Genomic DNA, 15,619 nt, shown 5'->3' with positions numbered 1-15,619 from the left:
GCGACCAAGGGCTCAAGGCCGGGTTTACCTTTTGGCATGTCCCTGCGACCAGAGTGCCATGCTGCCAGAGTGGGCGATCTGTCTTGAGATTCGGTAACCAAACATCCGCCAGATGCTTGATTTTCAAGGAAGCGTAGAAATCTCGGTTCTGGCCAAGAGGGCGCTCAAGGCGGCGCGGGTTTCGACGCTTTGGTCAATCAGCGCGCTATTGTAGGACAAAAGCCCAGCGGATTTTTCAGGAGCGGTTTGGGTCAACGCCTGCGCCAGATTTTGTGTGGTGGGATCGTCGGAAGCCAATAACTTTGGCCAGTCCTGTGCCAGCCACGCGGCGCGCTGCATGGCTCCTTCATCCTCCAACCCGTCGAGATAACGCATCGCACCGGCATGATCCCCAAGCATGGTCCGCGCGCGGGCGCGCAGCGCATCTGCCTCGGGCGAGACAAGGCCGATGACTTCTGCCTCCGCAAGCTGCGGGCGCCCCCGCGCCAAGGCGATTTCCCCCATCAAGAGCCGGTGCACAGGGTCTGCCTCTGCCAGAGGCGCCGCGCTCAGGATTTCTGCGGCCTGATCGGCAAATCCAAGGGTCAATACCCGTTGCGCAAGTCTCTGAGCGAGATCGGAAGACATGGTCCCGAACTGCGCCGCTGGCTCGTTCAGGACCTGGCGGAGAAACGCCGTGTCCTCTGCTTGCTCTAGAAGCAAGCGCAGCATGTCATGGCGCGTCTCCATCGCGGTTTCAGGCGGCAAATCGGGCGCAACGCGGTCGAATTCGGAGAATGCTTCGGGATAGGACCCAGAGGCGGCCAGAGCCAGCAGATAAGATCGCCCAATTTCTTGACCGAGCGGCGTTCCACGGTTCTCTTGATAGTGTGCCCCGGCCAATTGTGCCGTGTCATAGTCCAAGCGCTGATCCTGTGCGATCCGCGACGTGATCATGGTCGCCAAGGCCTCGGCAGTATCCACCTCATTACGCGACAAGGACTCCTGCAGGCTCTGGTTGGCCTGGTCGAGATCGCCATCGGCGATCGCAAGCTCTGCTCTCGCGATGGTCTCTGCGGCGGTGTCGAAGGGGCTCTCTGTCCCAAGCCCCCGCAGGATCATATCGGAGGTTTCACGATGCTTTGCCGCAAGCAATTTGCGGGCAAGAGCGGGGCCCGTATGCTTACGCAAATGCTCCGGCAATTCCGCGAACGCGCGCAGGATCGCCGGGTGGTCAAGCAGTTGATTCTCGGGAATCGCCGCATGTGCAAGGGCCGCCCAGAGCGCCCCCCGTCCCTGACACCCGAGATCACGGCGCAGACGGGGTGCCATGGACTCGGCATCCGGATCATCAACCACCGCCGCCAACTCGCGCAGGATCAGAATCTCCTGATCATCGCTTGGGACCAAGGACAGCACTTGCTGCGCCTCGAGGCCGAACCCGAAATAGATATAGAGCCGGGCCAATTGCCGCGCGATCTCTGGATTGACGATGTCGAACTCTCCCGAAAGACGGGGATAGAGCGCGCCGATCTGGTCCGCAAGAGGTGCCTGCGCGCCCCATGTCGCGACGTCCAGCATGGCCTCTGGCAAACACGCGGTCGGGGTCATGCCGGACAACGTGGAGGACAAGACCGACATAGGCGCAGGATCAATAGCGCCCAGCACCCTGAGATTGCCACCCAGCCCCAAGGGCGCCTCTTGCGCCGTCGCGGTTTCCTCTGTCGATACAGGATTCGCGGTCACGGCCAGAGGCGACGGGGACAGCGACGGGTTCCCGACAGGATGACGCGGGGGCGCGGGCTCTACCAAACCCTGATTGGAGGACTGGGCGATCTGCTCCAGAAGTGTGCGCCGCACGGCCAGCAATCTGTCATCGGGCTGTGGCGTGACGGGGGAGGCATCCCTCTCTGTCATGACCGGAGGTGGACCAATGCGCGAGGTCATCCATCGGGCTGCGGCGGAGGTGGGCTTTGCCATGGCGAGGGAGTCGGCCTCTGTCGCAGGGGTCTGGGTCAAAGGCGCTGGGGGCGTCTCGGCGGGCAAGGATGCGAGAATATCAACCACCAGCATGGAGCGTGCATGCCAAAAGGTTCGTGCCGTGCAGGCGCAATCGAATGTCAGGTTCAACTCTCCTGATCCCTTTGGCGCGTCGATCCCGGCGAGGCGACCGCTGGTCAGACGGTCAAACGCCTGGCTCAGGTCAAATGCGGGGCGTTGACCGGGAAAGGTGATCGTGATGCCATTCTCGCGCGCGTGATCCTGCCAGTCGATCCGCTCGGGAAAATCCAGCACAAGGCGCGTAAACCCCGCATGCTCGCCCGATCGAACCAACACCGTTTGCGCGAGTGCTGGCAGCGCGCAGAGCGACAGGAGCAGCGATATCGCACAGACCCGGATCATGCCGCGTCCTGTTTGAGGGTCTTGAGCGCCTCTTCCAGCTCGTTGAAACTCGGGCGTTTGTGCTTGGGTGTGTTCTGCCTGCCCACTTCGATACAGATATTGGTCGCATGGTTGTGCAGATTGGCCACAAGCACCTCGCGGATGAGGTGATAGAAATGGCCATCCTCCTCGACCACATCCTTGACCTTGGCCGCAAAGGGCCCCACCAGCCCATACGAGAGAAAGACCCCAAGAAAGGTCCCGACCAACGCGCCCCCGATCATCTTGCCAAGGATTTCAGGCGGCTGATCAATCGACGCCATGGTCTTGATCACCCCCAGAACGGCAGCCACGATCCCAAGTGCGGGCAGTCCATCCGCCATGGTCTGAAGCGCGTGGCTCGAATGAAGCGCATGGTGAAGATTGGCCTCCATCCGCTTTTCCAGCACCTCCTCCACCTGATGCGGATCGTCATAATTCATCGACGCCGAGCGCAACGTGTCGCTGATGAGGGCGACGGCCTCTGCATCCGCTAGAATCTTGGGGTATTTCGAAAAGATCGCCGAGTCTTGAGGCGCCTCGATATGTTCCTCGACCGCGATGGGATTCTGTCGCCCCAAGCGGATCAACTCGAACAGCAGACACAGCAAGTCCCGGTAATCCTGAGGCTTCCATTTCGGTCCCTTGAAGACCTTGGTGACATCTTTGAGCGTGTGCCTGATCGCGGGACCGTCATTGCTGATCAGAAATGCCCCCACAGCCGCACCGCCGATCATCATGAATTCGAACGGCAGCGCCTTGAGGATGATCCCGAGCTTGCCCCCGGCGGCCATATAGCCGCCAAAGACCATAACGAAGATCACGACAATCCCGATAATACCGACCATTTCGTCCCCCGCTGGCAATCACAGGTCCGAGACTGCCATCAACCGATTAACAAACCCTGACGTTTCTCCGTCATTCGCGGGGGGCCGTGGCATTGCGCCCCGCGAGAATCACGCTGATGCCATGCGCAGCACCGGGGGAAAGCCCTGCCAGAACGTCCGCCGCGGCCTCGGGGCGCATGCGCGCAAGAAACCCGGCCGCAAAGACAGGGTCCATTTCCTCAAAGAGGGCGGCTGCCTGTTTCGGCTTCATCGACTCGTAGACTTTGGTCAATTGCGCCACGTCGTTTTCCGCAGCACTTTCCGTGAGCGCGATCATCCGGCGCAGATCCTCTTCGGCGGAGGTCAACATCGTGATCTTCTGGCTGACCTCTTGTTCGACCAGTTTGAGCGCCTGCTCTCGCTCGCTCAGAGCGGCCTCTCTTTGCTCGAGCGTTTGCTCACGCTCCTGCAGCGCCGCGAGCAACGCTTTCATGTCTTCGGGCGTTTCGCAGGCTTGCGCAGAGGGCGTGCTTGTCTCAACTGTCGGCTCTGCTGCGCGGGCAAAGGCCCGGCCCACACCTTCGCCAAAGCGGAGCAAGGCTGATGCGATCAGAAATGTCGAGAGAATGAGCAGAACACCGCGCGTGCGCCGTGGACGCAGATGGGATCTACCGGGTCTGGACCACCAGGTCATTGCCCTGCCCCGCGCGCCATATCGTGATGCCGCTTGAAGACCGGGCCGGACTCGACCACCGGGGTGGCTATGGGGGCCATCCTCTGAGGCGGGCGGGCGACGTCCTGATTGGGCAGATCGTGCATCGCCGCCACCAACAACTCGAGACGCCGGGCCACATCTTCGGCGCGCTCGGTGATCGTGATGAGAGAGCGTGTGGACCCGTCCGCCGTTTGCCGTGCCGCCTGAAGCGTTCTCGTCAGATCATCGACCTGCGCCGAAAGCACCGCCACCGCACCGCCCATCCCGGTTTCGAGATCGTTGAACCGGTTGAGCCGCCGGGCCAGCACAAAGCAATAGGCCCCAGCCCCGATCGCGCCTGCGACGAGCAGAATATCGGAAATCATCTCCATGCGTCTTCTCCTCAGTTCAATACGAATTCCATGATCAAGAGGTCGTTGATGCGCCCCTCGCCCGTCACGACCTGCATGCGCCGCAAAAGCTGCGCCCGCAGGCGGATCAGGGCCTGCGAGTCTTCGAGATCCGCGAGCTTGAGCGCGCGCAGATAGGTGTTCGTCACATCGACGATCCGCGGCATGAGTTGCTCGACCTCTGTTTTGTGGGCGGCCTTCACCTCGAGCTCTGCAGCGAATCGCAGATGGGATCGCGCGGCCCCCTGCCCTACCGAGACAACCACCGGCACCACCGGCACAAAGGCCAGATCAGCCATCGGCGCCTGCGGGTCGGTATGCCCCGCAAGCGGTGCCTCGGCTTCGGGCCCATGATCTGCGCCCAGCGGGATCAGTCCGGACCACATGGCATAAAACCCGCCCGCAGCCCCCACAAGCGCCAATACGGCACCGATCAAGAGCGGTCGCTTTGACCGTTTCGCAACGGGCGCTGTCGCTGTGTCTTCCGTATCCGGCATGCTCGACCCTCTTTGTCTCGACAAACCCTTATAAGCCTACAGAAACTAACCGATTATTAAGCCTGATGCGGGAAGGATGGCTTCGGAACATTACTGGAACTCACAGGACCGGAGGACATGCCTTGCAGCAGATCACGAAACTCTGGCAGGCGCTGACACTGCGCAATCGAAGCATCGTCATCGGCGCGGCAGTCCTGATGTTCTGGGCGGTTCTGGCCCTTGCGCGCATGGCTTCGACGCCCAGCATGACCTTGCTTTACGCCGGGCTCGAGAGCAGTGCCGCGGGAGAGGTTGTTGCGGCCCTCGAACAGCAGGGCGTCAGATATGAGGTGCGCAATGACACGATTCTCGTCGAATCGACGCGCCGGGATGAGCTGCGCATGATCCTCGCCGGAGAAGGGCTGCCGAGGTCTGGCTCGAGCGGCTATGAGCTTTTGGATGGCTTGTCCGGGTTTGGCACCACGTCACAGATGTTCGACGCCGCCTATTGGCGCGCCAAGGAGGGGGAACTGGCCCGGACCATCGTCTCGCATCCCGCGATTCTGGCGGCGCGGGTTCATATCGCCTCGACCGGGGCCAACCCGTTTCAACGCAATGTGCGCCGATCCGCTTCGGTTTCGATAACCACGAATGGGGCCGAGATTTCTGCCAAACATGCGCGTGCGCTGCAGTTTCTCGTGGCTTCTGCCGTTGCTGATCTCACGCCGGATGATGTCTCTATCATCGATTCCGAGGGGGCCTTGGTCAGCGGGGCCGAAGAGGCCAAGACCAACACCGCCGATGAGCGGGCAGAGGGCCTGCGACTGCGCGCGCAACGCTTGCTCGAAGCGCGGGTCGGGCATGGCAATGCGGTGGTTGAGATCGCTCTCGAGACCGTCACACAGACCGAATCAACCCGCGAGCGGCGATTTGACCCCGAAGGGCGCGTTGCCATCAGCACAGATACAGAGGAACGCGCGAACACCGCGAGCGGCAGCGACAACAGCGTCACGGTGGCCTCAAACCTGCCAGACGGGGATGCGGCGGCGGCAGGGTCCTCCGCAAGCGAGAACACCGAGACACGGGAACGGGTGAATTACGAGGTTTCCAGCACCGAACGTGAGATCATCCAGCAACCCGGCGCGATCAAGCGCATGACCGTCGCGATCCTGATCAATGGGCTAAGCACTCCCGACGCGGCGGGCACTCCCACCTTTGCCCCGCGTCCCGAAGAGGAATTGACGGCGCTGCGCGATCTGGTCGCCTCAGCGGTAGGCCTCGACGAGACGCGCGGCGACGCCCTGACGATTCGCACCTTGCAGTTCGAGCCCGCAGAGCCAGTCGGCACGCTGGTCCAAGCGGGGCTGCTGGAGCGGTTGGCCATCGACACCATGACCTTGGTGCAATCGCTGGTTCTGGCCATCGTGGCCCTCGTGCTCGGCCTCTTTGTCCTGCGCCCGATTCTCTCTCGCCCGGTTCCGATGGCGGCCCCGCAACTGAGCGCCCCAAGCAGGCTGGCCCCGGCACCCGAACCTGTGCTCACCCCGCTCTCCGGCGTGATTGACGACGGCGATATCGACGTGGCGGGCCTGTCCGACGTGTCAGAGCGCGCGCGGGCGGGCCTGCGTCCGCGCCTCGATGGTGGCACAGAGGACCCGGTCGCGCGCTTGCGGGCGCTGATTGGCCAACGCCAGGAGGAGACCGTTGAAATCCTGCGCAACTGGCTGGAAGGCGAAGAGGAGAGGGTCTGATGTCGATTGCACATCTCTTGAACGATTTCGGATCGCTCCCTCAGGGTAAGCCCGTTGCGATCACCGATGTCTCGCTCGAGGAAGAACGCCTCGAGGCGTTCGAGAAAGGCTATCAGGCGGGCTGGGACGATTGCGTGAAATCTCAGGTCGAGGATGGCCGCAGGATCACCGCTGACCTTGTCCAGAACCTGCAGGACATCGGCTTTACCTACGAAGAGGTGCATGCCGCGATCATGGGCTCGATGCAGCGGCTCTTGCAGCAGGTCACGCAAACGGTTCTGCCCCCGCTCAGCCACGCCATGCTGGTCCCCCATGTAACCGAGATCCTGCATGACTTGCTGGAGAGTAACGGGCGTCAACCGGTTCAGATCACGGCCGGGCCTGCGGATCTCGCGATCCTGCGCCGTATCAGCGCAGAGATCCCCGATCTCGCCTGCACCCTGACAGAGGATGAAACCCTTGCCAGTGGCCAGGTCTGCGTCCGCCTTGGCGAGAGCGAGCGCGCGCTGGACATGCCGGATGTCCTGATGCGGATCGAGCAGGCCATTTCCGGATACTTTCAGGATAACAAGAGGAGTGTAGCATGATGGATGACAAAGCCGGTGGCCATGAAACCTTTCCCTCTGATCTGCAAAATCCCTTCTCCTCGGTCCCGATCGAGATCACGGTGTCGGTCGGCAAGGCGCGCCCCCTGATCCGGGATCTTTTGAAACTCGGCAAGAACGCAGTCCTCGTTCTCGATCGGCGCGTCGATGATGCCGTCGAGCTTTACGTGGGCGAGCGGCTGATCGCACGCGGACAACTCGAAGAGCTTGAGGGCGATCAACAGGGCCAGATCGCCGTGCGCGTCACAGAGGTCGCGAATCTGCAGGATGGCTTGTGATGAAATCAGGGCTGATCCTTTTTGGACTGAGCATCCTCTTTCTGGGATGGCTCGCCACGGGCGCGATGGCGCAGGATTTGACCCTGTCCTTGGGCGACGGTGCCTCACTCTCGGCGCGGACGCTGCAACTGATCGCCTTGATCACGGTGCTCAGCCTCGCGCCGGGGCTTGCCATCATGGTGACATGCTTTCCTTTCGTCGTCACGGTCCTCTCGATCCTGAGGCAGGGCATCGGGCTGCAACAATCTCCGCCCAACATGCTGATCGTCAGCCTTGCACTCTTTCTCACCTTCTTCGTGATGGAGCCGGTCTTTACCCAAGCTTGGGAAACCGGAATCGAACCACTGTTGCAAGAGCGTCTGTCCACGGAATTGGCCATCGAGCGGACTTTGGCACCTTTCCGGGTCTTCATGGCGGGCCGTGTGGACCCGGACACGCTCGCGACTATGGCGGCGCTGCGCCCCGAGACGACCGCCGTAGCGGCAGGAGCGGATGCACCTTTGTCCGTTCTGATCCCAAGCTTCATGCTCTCGGAAATCGCGCGTGCCTTTCAGATCGGGTTTCTGGTCTTTTTACCGTTTCTGATCATCGACCTCGTGGTTGCGGCCATCCTGATGTCGATGGGCATGATGATGGTCCCGCCTGCCATCGTCTCGCTGCCCTTCAAACTGGCGTTTTTCGTCATTGCCGACGGCTGGACGCTCATCGCGGAGAGCCTTGTCCGGGGCTATCTCTAACGACCGGGCACTAATCCACGTCGCGCCACAATCAGAGAATTTTCACCCAGAGGTCGCCCATCAGGTGACTTTGATCCGCAGCCCTGTCTATAGTGGCGACCATCGCGGCGGCCACATGGGACAGACAGCAGGGGATCGCATTGGACATTCTGGGACTCACCTGTCTGCGCGATGATGGCCCCTATATCGTTGAATGGCTGGCACATCATCTGGCACTCGGCTTTGACCGCATGCTGGTCTTTAGCCATGAGTGCACCGATGGCAGCGCCGAATTGCTGCAGACCCTGACCCAAGACCCTCGGATCGCGCATGTTGAGTTTGTCCCAAAGGGCGGCAAATCCGTTCAATGGCAAGCGCTGCGCGATCTGCGCGACCATGACGCCTACAAGACGGCCGATTGGGCGCTCTTCTTTGACTGCGACGAATTCCTCTGCGGCGCGTTCAAGAGCCTGCGCGATCTGATTGCAGAATATGAAACCCTTGCAGGCACCTTTGACGCCCTCGCCTTGCCTTGGCGTCTCTTCGGCTCTGGCGGCCACGCGCAACGTGGTCCCGGCCTGACGCCTGAGCGGTTCACGCGCGCGGCGCCATTCGATCTGCACTTCCCGCTCGCCCATCTCTTCAAGACGCTGCACAGGCCCGGTGCCTTTCGTCAGCCCGGCGTCCACCGCCCGCGCAGGCGCCAGCGTCATGCCGCGACATGGGTCGGACCCGACGGCATCCGCCTGCCCGAGGGGTTCGCGACCAATGATACCGCCATCTCGCTCTATGGCGCGCTCAGCGGCGCGCCCTTGGCATGGCTCAACCACTATTCCCTGCGCTCGGTCGAGGAATTCATGCTCAAACGGGCCCGCGGCCTGCCCAATCATATGGACCGCGAAATCGGGATCGCCTATTGGGCGGAACGCAACTGGAATACCGTCGATGCCCCAGAGATCCTGCCCATGATGGGCCAGACACGTCAAGAATTCGACCGGCTCATGGCCTTGCCCGGCGTCGCGGCGGCGCATGCGGCCTGCCTTGCCGCCCATGCCGCGCGTTACCAGACACTCATGCAGGATCTCGACTCTCTGCGGCTGGCGTTCAGACTGGGCTTTCTCACCGATAGCACGCCCCCCTCTGCCGCGGCGGGGCGTGCCTTTCTGGCGGCACAGGTGCAATTGGCCAAAGGTGACGCCGAAGCATGAGCGCGCAGGTGATCGAACGTCGTATGGCGGGCCAGATGCTGGACGGGATTGTCCTTCTGGATGCTGTCGAGACACGGCAAGATGACGGCACGCGACACGTCACCCTCTTCTTTGCCCCCAAGGTCGACCCAGCCCTGATCGTGCCCCCCAAAGGTGCCGAACTGCGCGCGGAAATGAGCGTGGGCGGCGCGCCCATTCTTGTCTATTCAGCCCCCGAAGGCCGTCTGGCGTTTCAGACGCCGACAGGCGCGATGGAGGTGACGCCCGCCGAGGCCGAACTGAGCTTGATGGAGGGGCGCGACACCATCGCCGCCGTGCGCAACGGAGAGGATGCCGCCACCGTTCTGACATGGCTCGCGTTTCACGCCGATCAGCAGCGGATGACCGGTGCCGTGATCCTCGACCGGGCGCGTCCCGGCACAGACCCCGAGTTTGCACGCGCGCTGCGCGAGGCGCTCCGCGAGAGCGGGCTCGAGATCCCCGTGATCCTGCTCAGTAGCGACCAGCCGCTGGGATACCCCGATGCCCCCCCCGAGGCGCATCCCTTTTGCGTGCCCGAAGCACCGGGCAAGGACCGTATGGAAATCCCCCCACCCGCGCCGTGGGACTCGCCCCTTGGGGCGCTCAGCTATTACGAAATCGCGCGCCACCGCTTTCTGGCCGAGGCCCGCGCCGTGGCAAATATCGACGTGCATGATCTGGTGGTGACAGGGTCCGAGACGATTTTTGACAGCGCGGTGGCCGCGCGGGGCGGCCTGATCGCCCTCATCGGGCGTCATTGCTATCCGTGGCGCGTGCGCAATGGTCAGCCCACGCGCTTTGCCGATCATATCTGCGTGCAATTCGATTCGGGCGGCGGGCGGCAGCGCTGGTGCCTTGCCCCGTCGAAACTGCCCAAGGATGCGGTCTGGCGCCTGTTGCGGGTGGGCAATGCGCGCCCTGATGCAGAGCGCACCCAAGGCTTTTATCGTCACATGGCCCTGCGCCATCCGACCGAGTCGATTTCGCGGATCGTGCCGAAATCCTCGCTGATCGAGCATCCGCCGCTCCTAGAACGCGCAGCTGCCTATTTCGACCATACCCCGGTGCGCATGCCCGAAATCGCGCCAGACCCTGCGCTGGGCGGGCGCGGCCGCGCGGCGATTGTTACCACGATGAAGAACGAGGGGCCGTTTATCCTCGAATGGCTGGCCTATCACCGCGCGATAGGGTTCGATGATATTCTTGTCTATACCAACGACTGCACCGATGGCACCGACACAATGTTGCAACTGCTCGAGCGCAAGGGGTTCGTGCAGCACCGCGATAACCGCTTTCGCGAGATGGACATGCCCCCGCAGCATGCCGCGCTGCAATCGGCGGAACACGAACCGCTGATCAAATCCGCCACTTGGATCACCTGCATCGACGTGGATGAATATATCAACATCAAGACCGGCGATGGCACGCTCGATGCGCTCTTTGCCGCGGTGCCGGATGCCAACATGATCGCGATGACCTGGCGGCTCTTTGGCAATGGCGATGTGCGGGACTATGTCGACCGGCCCATCACCGAACAATTCCTGCGCTGCGCCCCGGAATTCGCGCGCAAGCCGCATCAGGCCTGGGGCTTCAAGACGCTGTTCCAGAACATCGGGCTTTTCAAAAAACTCGGCGTGCATCGGCCCAAGGGTCTGAACCCGCAGCTCTGGGAAGAGATCAACTGGGTCAATGGATCAGGCACCCCCCTGCCGCGCGAGATGTATCGCAACGGCTGGCGCTCGACGATCGAGACCTATGGCTATGACCTCGTGCAACTCAATCACTATGCCGTCCGCTCTGCCGAGAGTTTTCTGGTCAAGCGTGACAGAGGCCGGGTCAACCATGTGGACCGCGATCAGGGGCTGGCCTACTGGTTTCGCATGAACAACAATTTCGAAGAGGAGCTCTCGATCCAGCCGCGGCTGGCCATGATGCGGGCGGAACTGGACCGCTTGATGCAGGACCCAGAAATCGCGGCAGCGCATCATCATTCGGTCGCCTGCCACCGCGCAAAGATCGACGAATTGCGCGCCACCGAGAATTACAGCAACTTCTTCGCAGAATTGACCAGCCCCCGCATGGAACGGCTCTCGCGGTTGCATGGGCACTTTGGATCGAATGTCTTTCTATCCGGTCCGGGCGTCATCCCGGACGAGATCGTGTCACGCGACCCCGCTGCCGAGTGGTTCTTTACGGTGGACCTACAGGGCGACACGGCGCATTAAGTCTTTGACGATACGTGACTTAAAACAGAGAGCACCGCTCGCCCTCCTCTGAAGCCGGCTTAGGCCAGATCCGCTTCGATCGCCTTTACAAGGTCGTCCATCTCAGGGTCCATTCGCAAGGACGCTGCCTTGCGCTGGTGCCACTCAACCCCTCTTGCATGCAAATCGGCCAGTTCCGGATCACGTTTGAACCGCTCCAGCCATTCCGCGGTCTGTTCGCGGTATCGTGAAATCGAGGTATCGGTTTCATCGTTCAGGTTGAACTTGTCCCAATACTCCTTGCCCAGCACGTGATGCGAGTGATTGGCCCGCCCACGCGCGCGCTTGATCAAAAAACTCTCCATTGACCGCAGCGCATAGTGGTTCACCTGCGCATGTGTGAAAAGCGGCGGATTGTCGGTGCGGCGCCCGTTCAGGACATAGTCGATTCCCCCGGGCAGCACGCGGCGCGTATTTTCCACATGCTCATCCCGCGACACCGGCGCATGCAACCCCATACGCAGAAACTTGTGCTGATTGGTGTAGAGCGATTTCACGAACTTGCCGGTATTCGGCCGCGCCTCGGCGTCCCATTCATATTCGCCCTTGGTGAATTGCTGGGTCACGGGCTTGTCCTCGAACCGCTCGATGCCATCCGGTCCGAACACACGCCACGGCACCGAAATCACATCCGCATCCGCGCCGGACCCCTCGACCAGCGCCCGCACAGAGCCGTCCCCCAGATGGATATTGAGAAACTCGTCCACATCGCAGACAAAAATCCAAGAGGCATTCAGCACGATGTCATAGCGGCGGCTGGCCTGTCGCAGGGCGCTGCGGTGAATCCCCGCCTTGCGCACGACCGTGTCATGCTGCGTGACAAGGCCCATCTCCTGCAGCCGGCGCAAGATTTCGACCGTCGTATCGGTGCAATCGTTGGTGCAGACCAGAATATGATCAAAGCCGAGCGTTTTGTAATGCGCCACCCATTCCAGGATATAGGGCGCCTCGTTCTTCATGGTCGAGACGACGGTATAGGTGTCTGTGCTCATATCCGCCTCATTGCGCCCGCCGTCCGACGGCTCTGTTTTGCCGTCACCTTACCGTGAGCATCCCCGCCAAGACAAGCCGCATGGCAGGGCTGACACGACCCCGGACTTTCGCCTGCGCCTGTCATTCTGGCGATTCCCAAACCCCGCCACAGCGTCTAACCTGCACGCAACCGCGCTTTGCCGTATGCACCGCGCGACGGCAGGAGAGACTCTGGTGGCACGCACACGCGAGGTTGGAACGCTCTGGATTGGCGGCGCACTCAGCTGGCTGGAACAGATTTGCCTCAAATCTTTTGTGGACAAGGGCCAGAAGATCACCCTCTTCGCCTACGAGCCCATTCCCAACATGCCGGCAGGCGTCATATTTCGCGACGGGCGCGAGATCATCGACACCGATGATTTCATCAAATACGAGCAGAAAAACAGCTACGCGCTCTTTGCTGACTGGTTCCGCCTGCACATGATCCACAAATGCCCCGGCATGATCTGGGTGGATACGGATGTCTATTGCCATCGTCCGATGGACTATGACAGCGACTATGTGCTGGGATACGAGCTTCCGGGCGAGCATCGCGTCAACAATGCGGTGCTGGGCCTGCCCGCCGAGAGCGAGATTCTGGCGCAGATGCTGGAATTCACCTCGGATCGCTACGCCATCGCGCCCTTCCTGCCCCGCAAGCGGCAAGAGATGATGCGCAAACAGGCGCAAAAGGGCAAACCGGTGCATGTCTCGCAACAGCCCTGGGGCGTCTGGGGGCCGATGATGGTCACGCATTATGTGCATGCCTTGGGACTCGAGGGGAATGTGCAGCCGCTCAACGCCTTTTACCCGATCACTTTTCCGGAACGGTTCAAATTCCTCCGCCGGGCGGAGTTGGCCGAGGGGCTGATCACGCCGGACACCACCGCGCTGCATCTCTGGGCCTCGAACAAGCGGCAATTGGGCAATATCCACAACGGCTTGCCGCCCAAGGGATCGTATCTCGAAAAACTGGTGCAGGAAACCGGGATCACGCCTGCGCTCGCCCCGATCAAGGGACGGGGCAACACCACATTCGAGGGCGCGCTGGTCGACGAGCTGGATCTCTCGTCTGTCACCGTGGCGGCGGACCTGACCGGACAGGCCCGCGGTTTCATGCTGGCGCTACATCACAAATTCGACTGCGACATCCAGTTGATCAATTGCAACCGTCGCGGCAAGTTCAAGGACGGTGACGAGGATTGGCTGGCGGGCTACATGTCTTTTCTGGTCGAGAATGACGTAAGTCCTGATCGCATCCGGATTCTGCGCGCAGAGTCGGACCTGCGCCCGGTGGATGTGCTCTGCAATCTCTCGGGATTTGGCGACCGTCACAATGTGCCGTTTCTTGGAAAGTTCCTCGAACGCTGCCTGCATGCCGACAGTCGCGTCTTCATGGATGTGCGCAAGGGATCTGGGGCCTTTCCCTTTCTCAAGGCGTTCGGCACCTACACACCGCTCTCGACCCGAGAAGAAGAGGGGCATCAGATCACCCGCATCCGCCTCCAGCCCAAGGCACCAGAGGTTACGCCCACCGAAGACAATTGGGACCAGATCGCGCACCAATTGGCCGGGCAGGACGGCTGGTATCGGGCGGGGCCAGAGGGGCACAGCTTTCTCTTCATGCCCCGCGATCCGGATACGCTGGTCGTCACTTTCGACAATCTCGACATCGCCATGACCAAGCGCGAGGATCGGCGCCCTTGGGGATACCATTTCATTCAGGAACAAGGGTGGTCGATGCTGGGCGTTCTGGCTGGTGGCTGGACTTGGTATCGCGAACCTTGGGTCTGCGATCAGTTTGACGCGCTTCAAAAAGAGGGGTTTTTCAAGCAGTTTCGCCGCGTCGTGTTCTACGGGGCCTCGATGGGGGGCTATGCCGCCTGCGCCTTTGCCCCGGCGGCACCCGGTTGTGACGTGGTTGCCATCTCGCCGCAGAGCACGGTCGACAGGTCGATTGTGCCGTGGGAAACCCGCTACAAGACCGTGTGGGACCGCGATTTTTCCGGCAAATACGGGGATGCCGCCGAGGTCAGCCGCGCGGCCCATCGCGTGTCGATCCTCTATGATCCCTACGAGCCGCTTGATGCCCAACATGCCGCGCGGTTCCGGCACCCGAATGTGCAGCATCTGCGCGCGCCTCTTCTGGGGCACCGCTTGGGAAGTGCGCTCAATCAGATGGGAATTCTCAGCCCGATCATTCTGGGCGCTCTGAACGGCACGCTCACGTCCGAGGATTATTACCGCCTGCTGCGCGCCCGGCGCGACTTGCCACGCTATCAACGCGAACTTTTCAACCGCGCCATCGCCAAGGGCCACAGCAAACTCGCCCAGAGGCTAGGCGCGCGCATTCTGGCGCAGAATCCGAACCGCGCCGTCCGCATCGGGCTTGAGGCGCTCAAGGCGGGGTGAGCGTGGCGCGGAGGCTTGGCCGCGCCCTCACCGGACCACGAATTCGGCATGCAGCGCCCCCGCCGCCTTGATGCTCTTGAGAATGTCGATCATGTCGCGCGGGGCCACCCCCAGCGCGTTTAGCCCTGCAATTACCTCAGAGAGCGAGGTGCCGGGCAGGACTTCAGCCAATCCGATCCCCGGCTCTTCCTCGATCCCGGCCTGCGTGCGCGGCACCACCACAGTCTCGCCTTCGGCAAAGGGATTGGGCTGCACCACCAGCGGCGTCTCCTGAATGCGCAGGGTCAGGTTGCCCTGTGACACAGCCACCCTCGAGATGCGGACATCCTGCCCCATCACGATCGTGCCCGAGCGTTGATCGACCACCACCCGCGCCTTGCGCTCGGGTTCGACCAGGATATTCTCGATCTGCCCAAGCGCATGCGCCGGCGAGGCCGCGCGCATGCGCGAGAGCGTCAGTTGCACGGTGCCCGCGTCGAGCATGATGGCCGCGTCCCGGCCCACGTTGCCGTTGATCGCGGTCTCGATCCGGGCGGCGGTGGTGAA

The 15,619-nt window shown here is 61.8% G+C and carries 14 protein-coding genes; 7 read left to right on the top strand and 7 right to left on the bottom strand.

Features of this window, described 5'->3' with window-relative positions; translation table 11 throughout:
- Nucleotides 1–123: 123 nt before the first annotated feature.
- The 5 genes from KBT70_RS14275 to KBT70_RS14255 form a co-directional block, all read right to left on the bottom strand.
- Nucleotides 124–2,382: a hypothetical protein gene (locus KBT70_RS14275; RefSeq protein ID WP_296635018.1), complete on the bottom strand. Its 2,259-nt coding sequence runs from the start codon at nucleotides 2,380–2,382 to the stop codon at nucleotides 124–126.
- On the bottom strand, nucleotides 2,379–3,248 hold the full coding sequence (motA, locus tag KBT70_RS14270; RefSeq protein WP_296635016.1) for a flagellar motor stator protein MotA: 870 nt from the start codon (nucleotides 3,246–3,248) through the stop codon (nucleotides 2,379–2,381). The genes KBT70_RS14275 and motA overlap by 4 nt, the downstream gene beginning before the upstream one ends.
- A 70-nt stretch (nucleotides 3,249–3,318) precedes the next feature.
- Nucleotides 3,319–3,921, bottom strand: a complete 603-nt coding sequence (locus KBT70_RS14265) for a hypothetical protein (RefSeq protein WP_296635014.1) — start codon at nucleotides 3,919–3,921, stop codon at nucleotides 3,319–3,321.
- Nucleotides 3,918–4,313, bottom strand: coding sequence for a DUF6468 domain-containing protein (locus tag KBT70_RS14260; RefSeq protein ID WP_296635011.1), 396 nt, complete (start codon nucleotides 4,311–4,313; stop codon nucleotides 3,918–3,920). The genes KBT70_RS14265 and KBT70_RS14260 overlap by 4 nt, the downstream gene beginning before the upstream one ends.
- An 11-nt stretch (nucleotides 4,314–4,324) precedes the next feature.
- The gene (locus KBT70_RS14255; RefSeq protein ID WP_296635008.1) at nucleotides 4,325–4,828 is read right to left on the bottom strand and encodes a flagellar basal body-associated FliL family protein; all 504 of its coding nucleotides are present in this window, start codon (nucleotides 4,826–4,828) and stop codon (nucleotides 4,325–4,327) included.
- Between the two features lie 122 nt (nucleotides 4,829–4,950).
- On the opposite strand from KBT70_RS14255, the gene fliF reads away from it, so the two are divergent.
- The 6 genes from fliF (at nucleotide 4,951) to KBT70_RS14225 (ending at nucleotide 11,611) form a co-directional block, all read left to right on the top strand.
- A complete protein-coding gene (fliF, locus tag KBT70_RS14250) occupies nucleotides 4,951–6,558 on the top strand; it encodes a flagellar basal-body MS-ring/collar protein FliF (RefSeq protein WP_296635005.1) in 1,608 nt (535 codons plus the stop codon).
- A complete protein-coding gene (locus KBT70_RS14245; RefSeq protein WP_296635002.1) occupies nucleotides 6,558–7,145 on the top strand; it encodes a flagellar biosynthesis protein in 588 nt (195 codons plus the stop codon). The genes fliF and KBT70_RS14245 overlap by 1 nt, the downstream gene beginning before the upstream one ends.
- On the top strand, nucleotides 7,142–7,441 hold the full coding sequence (locus KBT70_RS14240; RefSeq protein ID WP_296634998.1) for a FliM/FliN family flagellar motor switch protein: 300 nt from the start codon (nucleotides 7,142–7,144) through the stop codon (nucleotides 7,439–7,441). The genes KBT70_RS14245 and KBT70_RS14240 overlap by 4 nt, the downstream gene beginning before the upstream one ends.
- Nucleotides 7,441–8,178 (top strand): flagellar type III secretion system pore protein FliP, encoded by a 738-nt coding sequence (fliP, locus tag KBT70_RS14235; RefSeq protein ID WP_296634994.1) that lies wholly within the window; start codon nucleotides 7,441–7,443, stop codon nucleotides 8,176–8,178. Before KBT70_RS14240 ends, fliP begins: the two co-directional genes overlap by 1 nt.
- A 140-nt stretch (nucleotides 8,179–8,318) precedes the next feature.
- Entirely contained in the window at nucleotides 8,319–9,365 is a 1,047-nt protein-coding gene (locus KBT70_RS14230; protein ID WP_296634989.1) for a glycosyltransferase family 2 protein, read from the top strand.
- Nucleotides 9,362–11,611 (top strand): glycosyltransferase family 2 protein, encoded by a 2,250-nt coding sequence (locus KBT70_RS14225; protein WP_296634986.1) that lies wholly within the window; start codon nucleotides 9,362–9,364, stop codon nucleotides 11,609–11,611. The genes KBT70_RS14230 and KBT70_RS14225 overlap by 4 nt, the downstream gene beginning before the upstream one ends.
- A 59-nt stretch (nucleotides 11,612–11,670) precedes the next feature.
- On the opposite strand, the gene KBT70_RS14220 is transcribed toward KBT70_RS14225, so the two are convergent.
- Nucleotides 11,671–12,642: a glycosyltransferase family 2 protein gene (locus tag KBT70_RS14220; RefSeq protein WP_296634982.1), complete on the bottom strand. Its 972-nt coding sequence runs from the start codon at nucleotides 12,640–12,642 to the stop codon at nucleotides 11,671–11,673.
- A gap of 214 nt (nucleotides 12,643–12,856) precedes the next feature.
- On the opposite strand from KBT70_RS14220, the gene KBT70_RS14215 reads away from it, so the two are divergent.
- Complete coding sequence (locus KBT70_RS14215) at nucleotides 12,857–15,073, top strand: hypothetical protein (RefSeq protein WP_296634979.1); 2,217 nt, start codon at nucleotides 12,857–12,859, stop codon at nucleotides 15,071–15,073.
- A gap of 27 nt (nucleotides 15,074–15,100) precedes the next feature.
- Here KBT70_RS14215 and KBT70_RS14210 read toward each other — a convergent pair.
- The coding region (locus KBT70_RS14210; RefSeq protein ID WP_296634976.1) for a flagellar basal body P-ring protein FlgI at nucleotides 15,101–15,619 on the bottom strand (519 nt) is incomplete at its 5' end.

Origin of the sequence: Roseovarius sp. (assembly GCF_018066915.1) — a bacterium.
Taxonomy (GTDB): Bacteria; Pseudomonadota; Alphaproteobacteria; order Rhodobacterales; family Rhodobacteraceae; genus Roseovarius.
The sequence above is the reverse complement of the archived record's forward strand: the minus strand, read 5'-3'. Positions and strand labels throughout refer to the sequence as shown.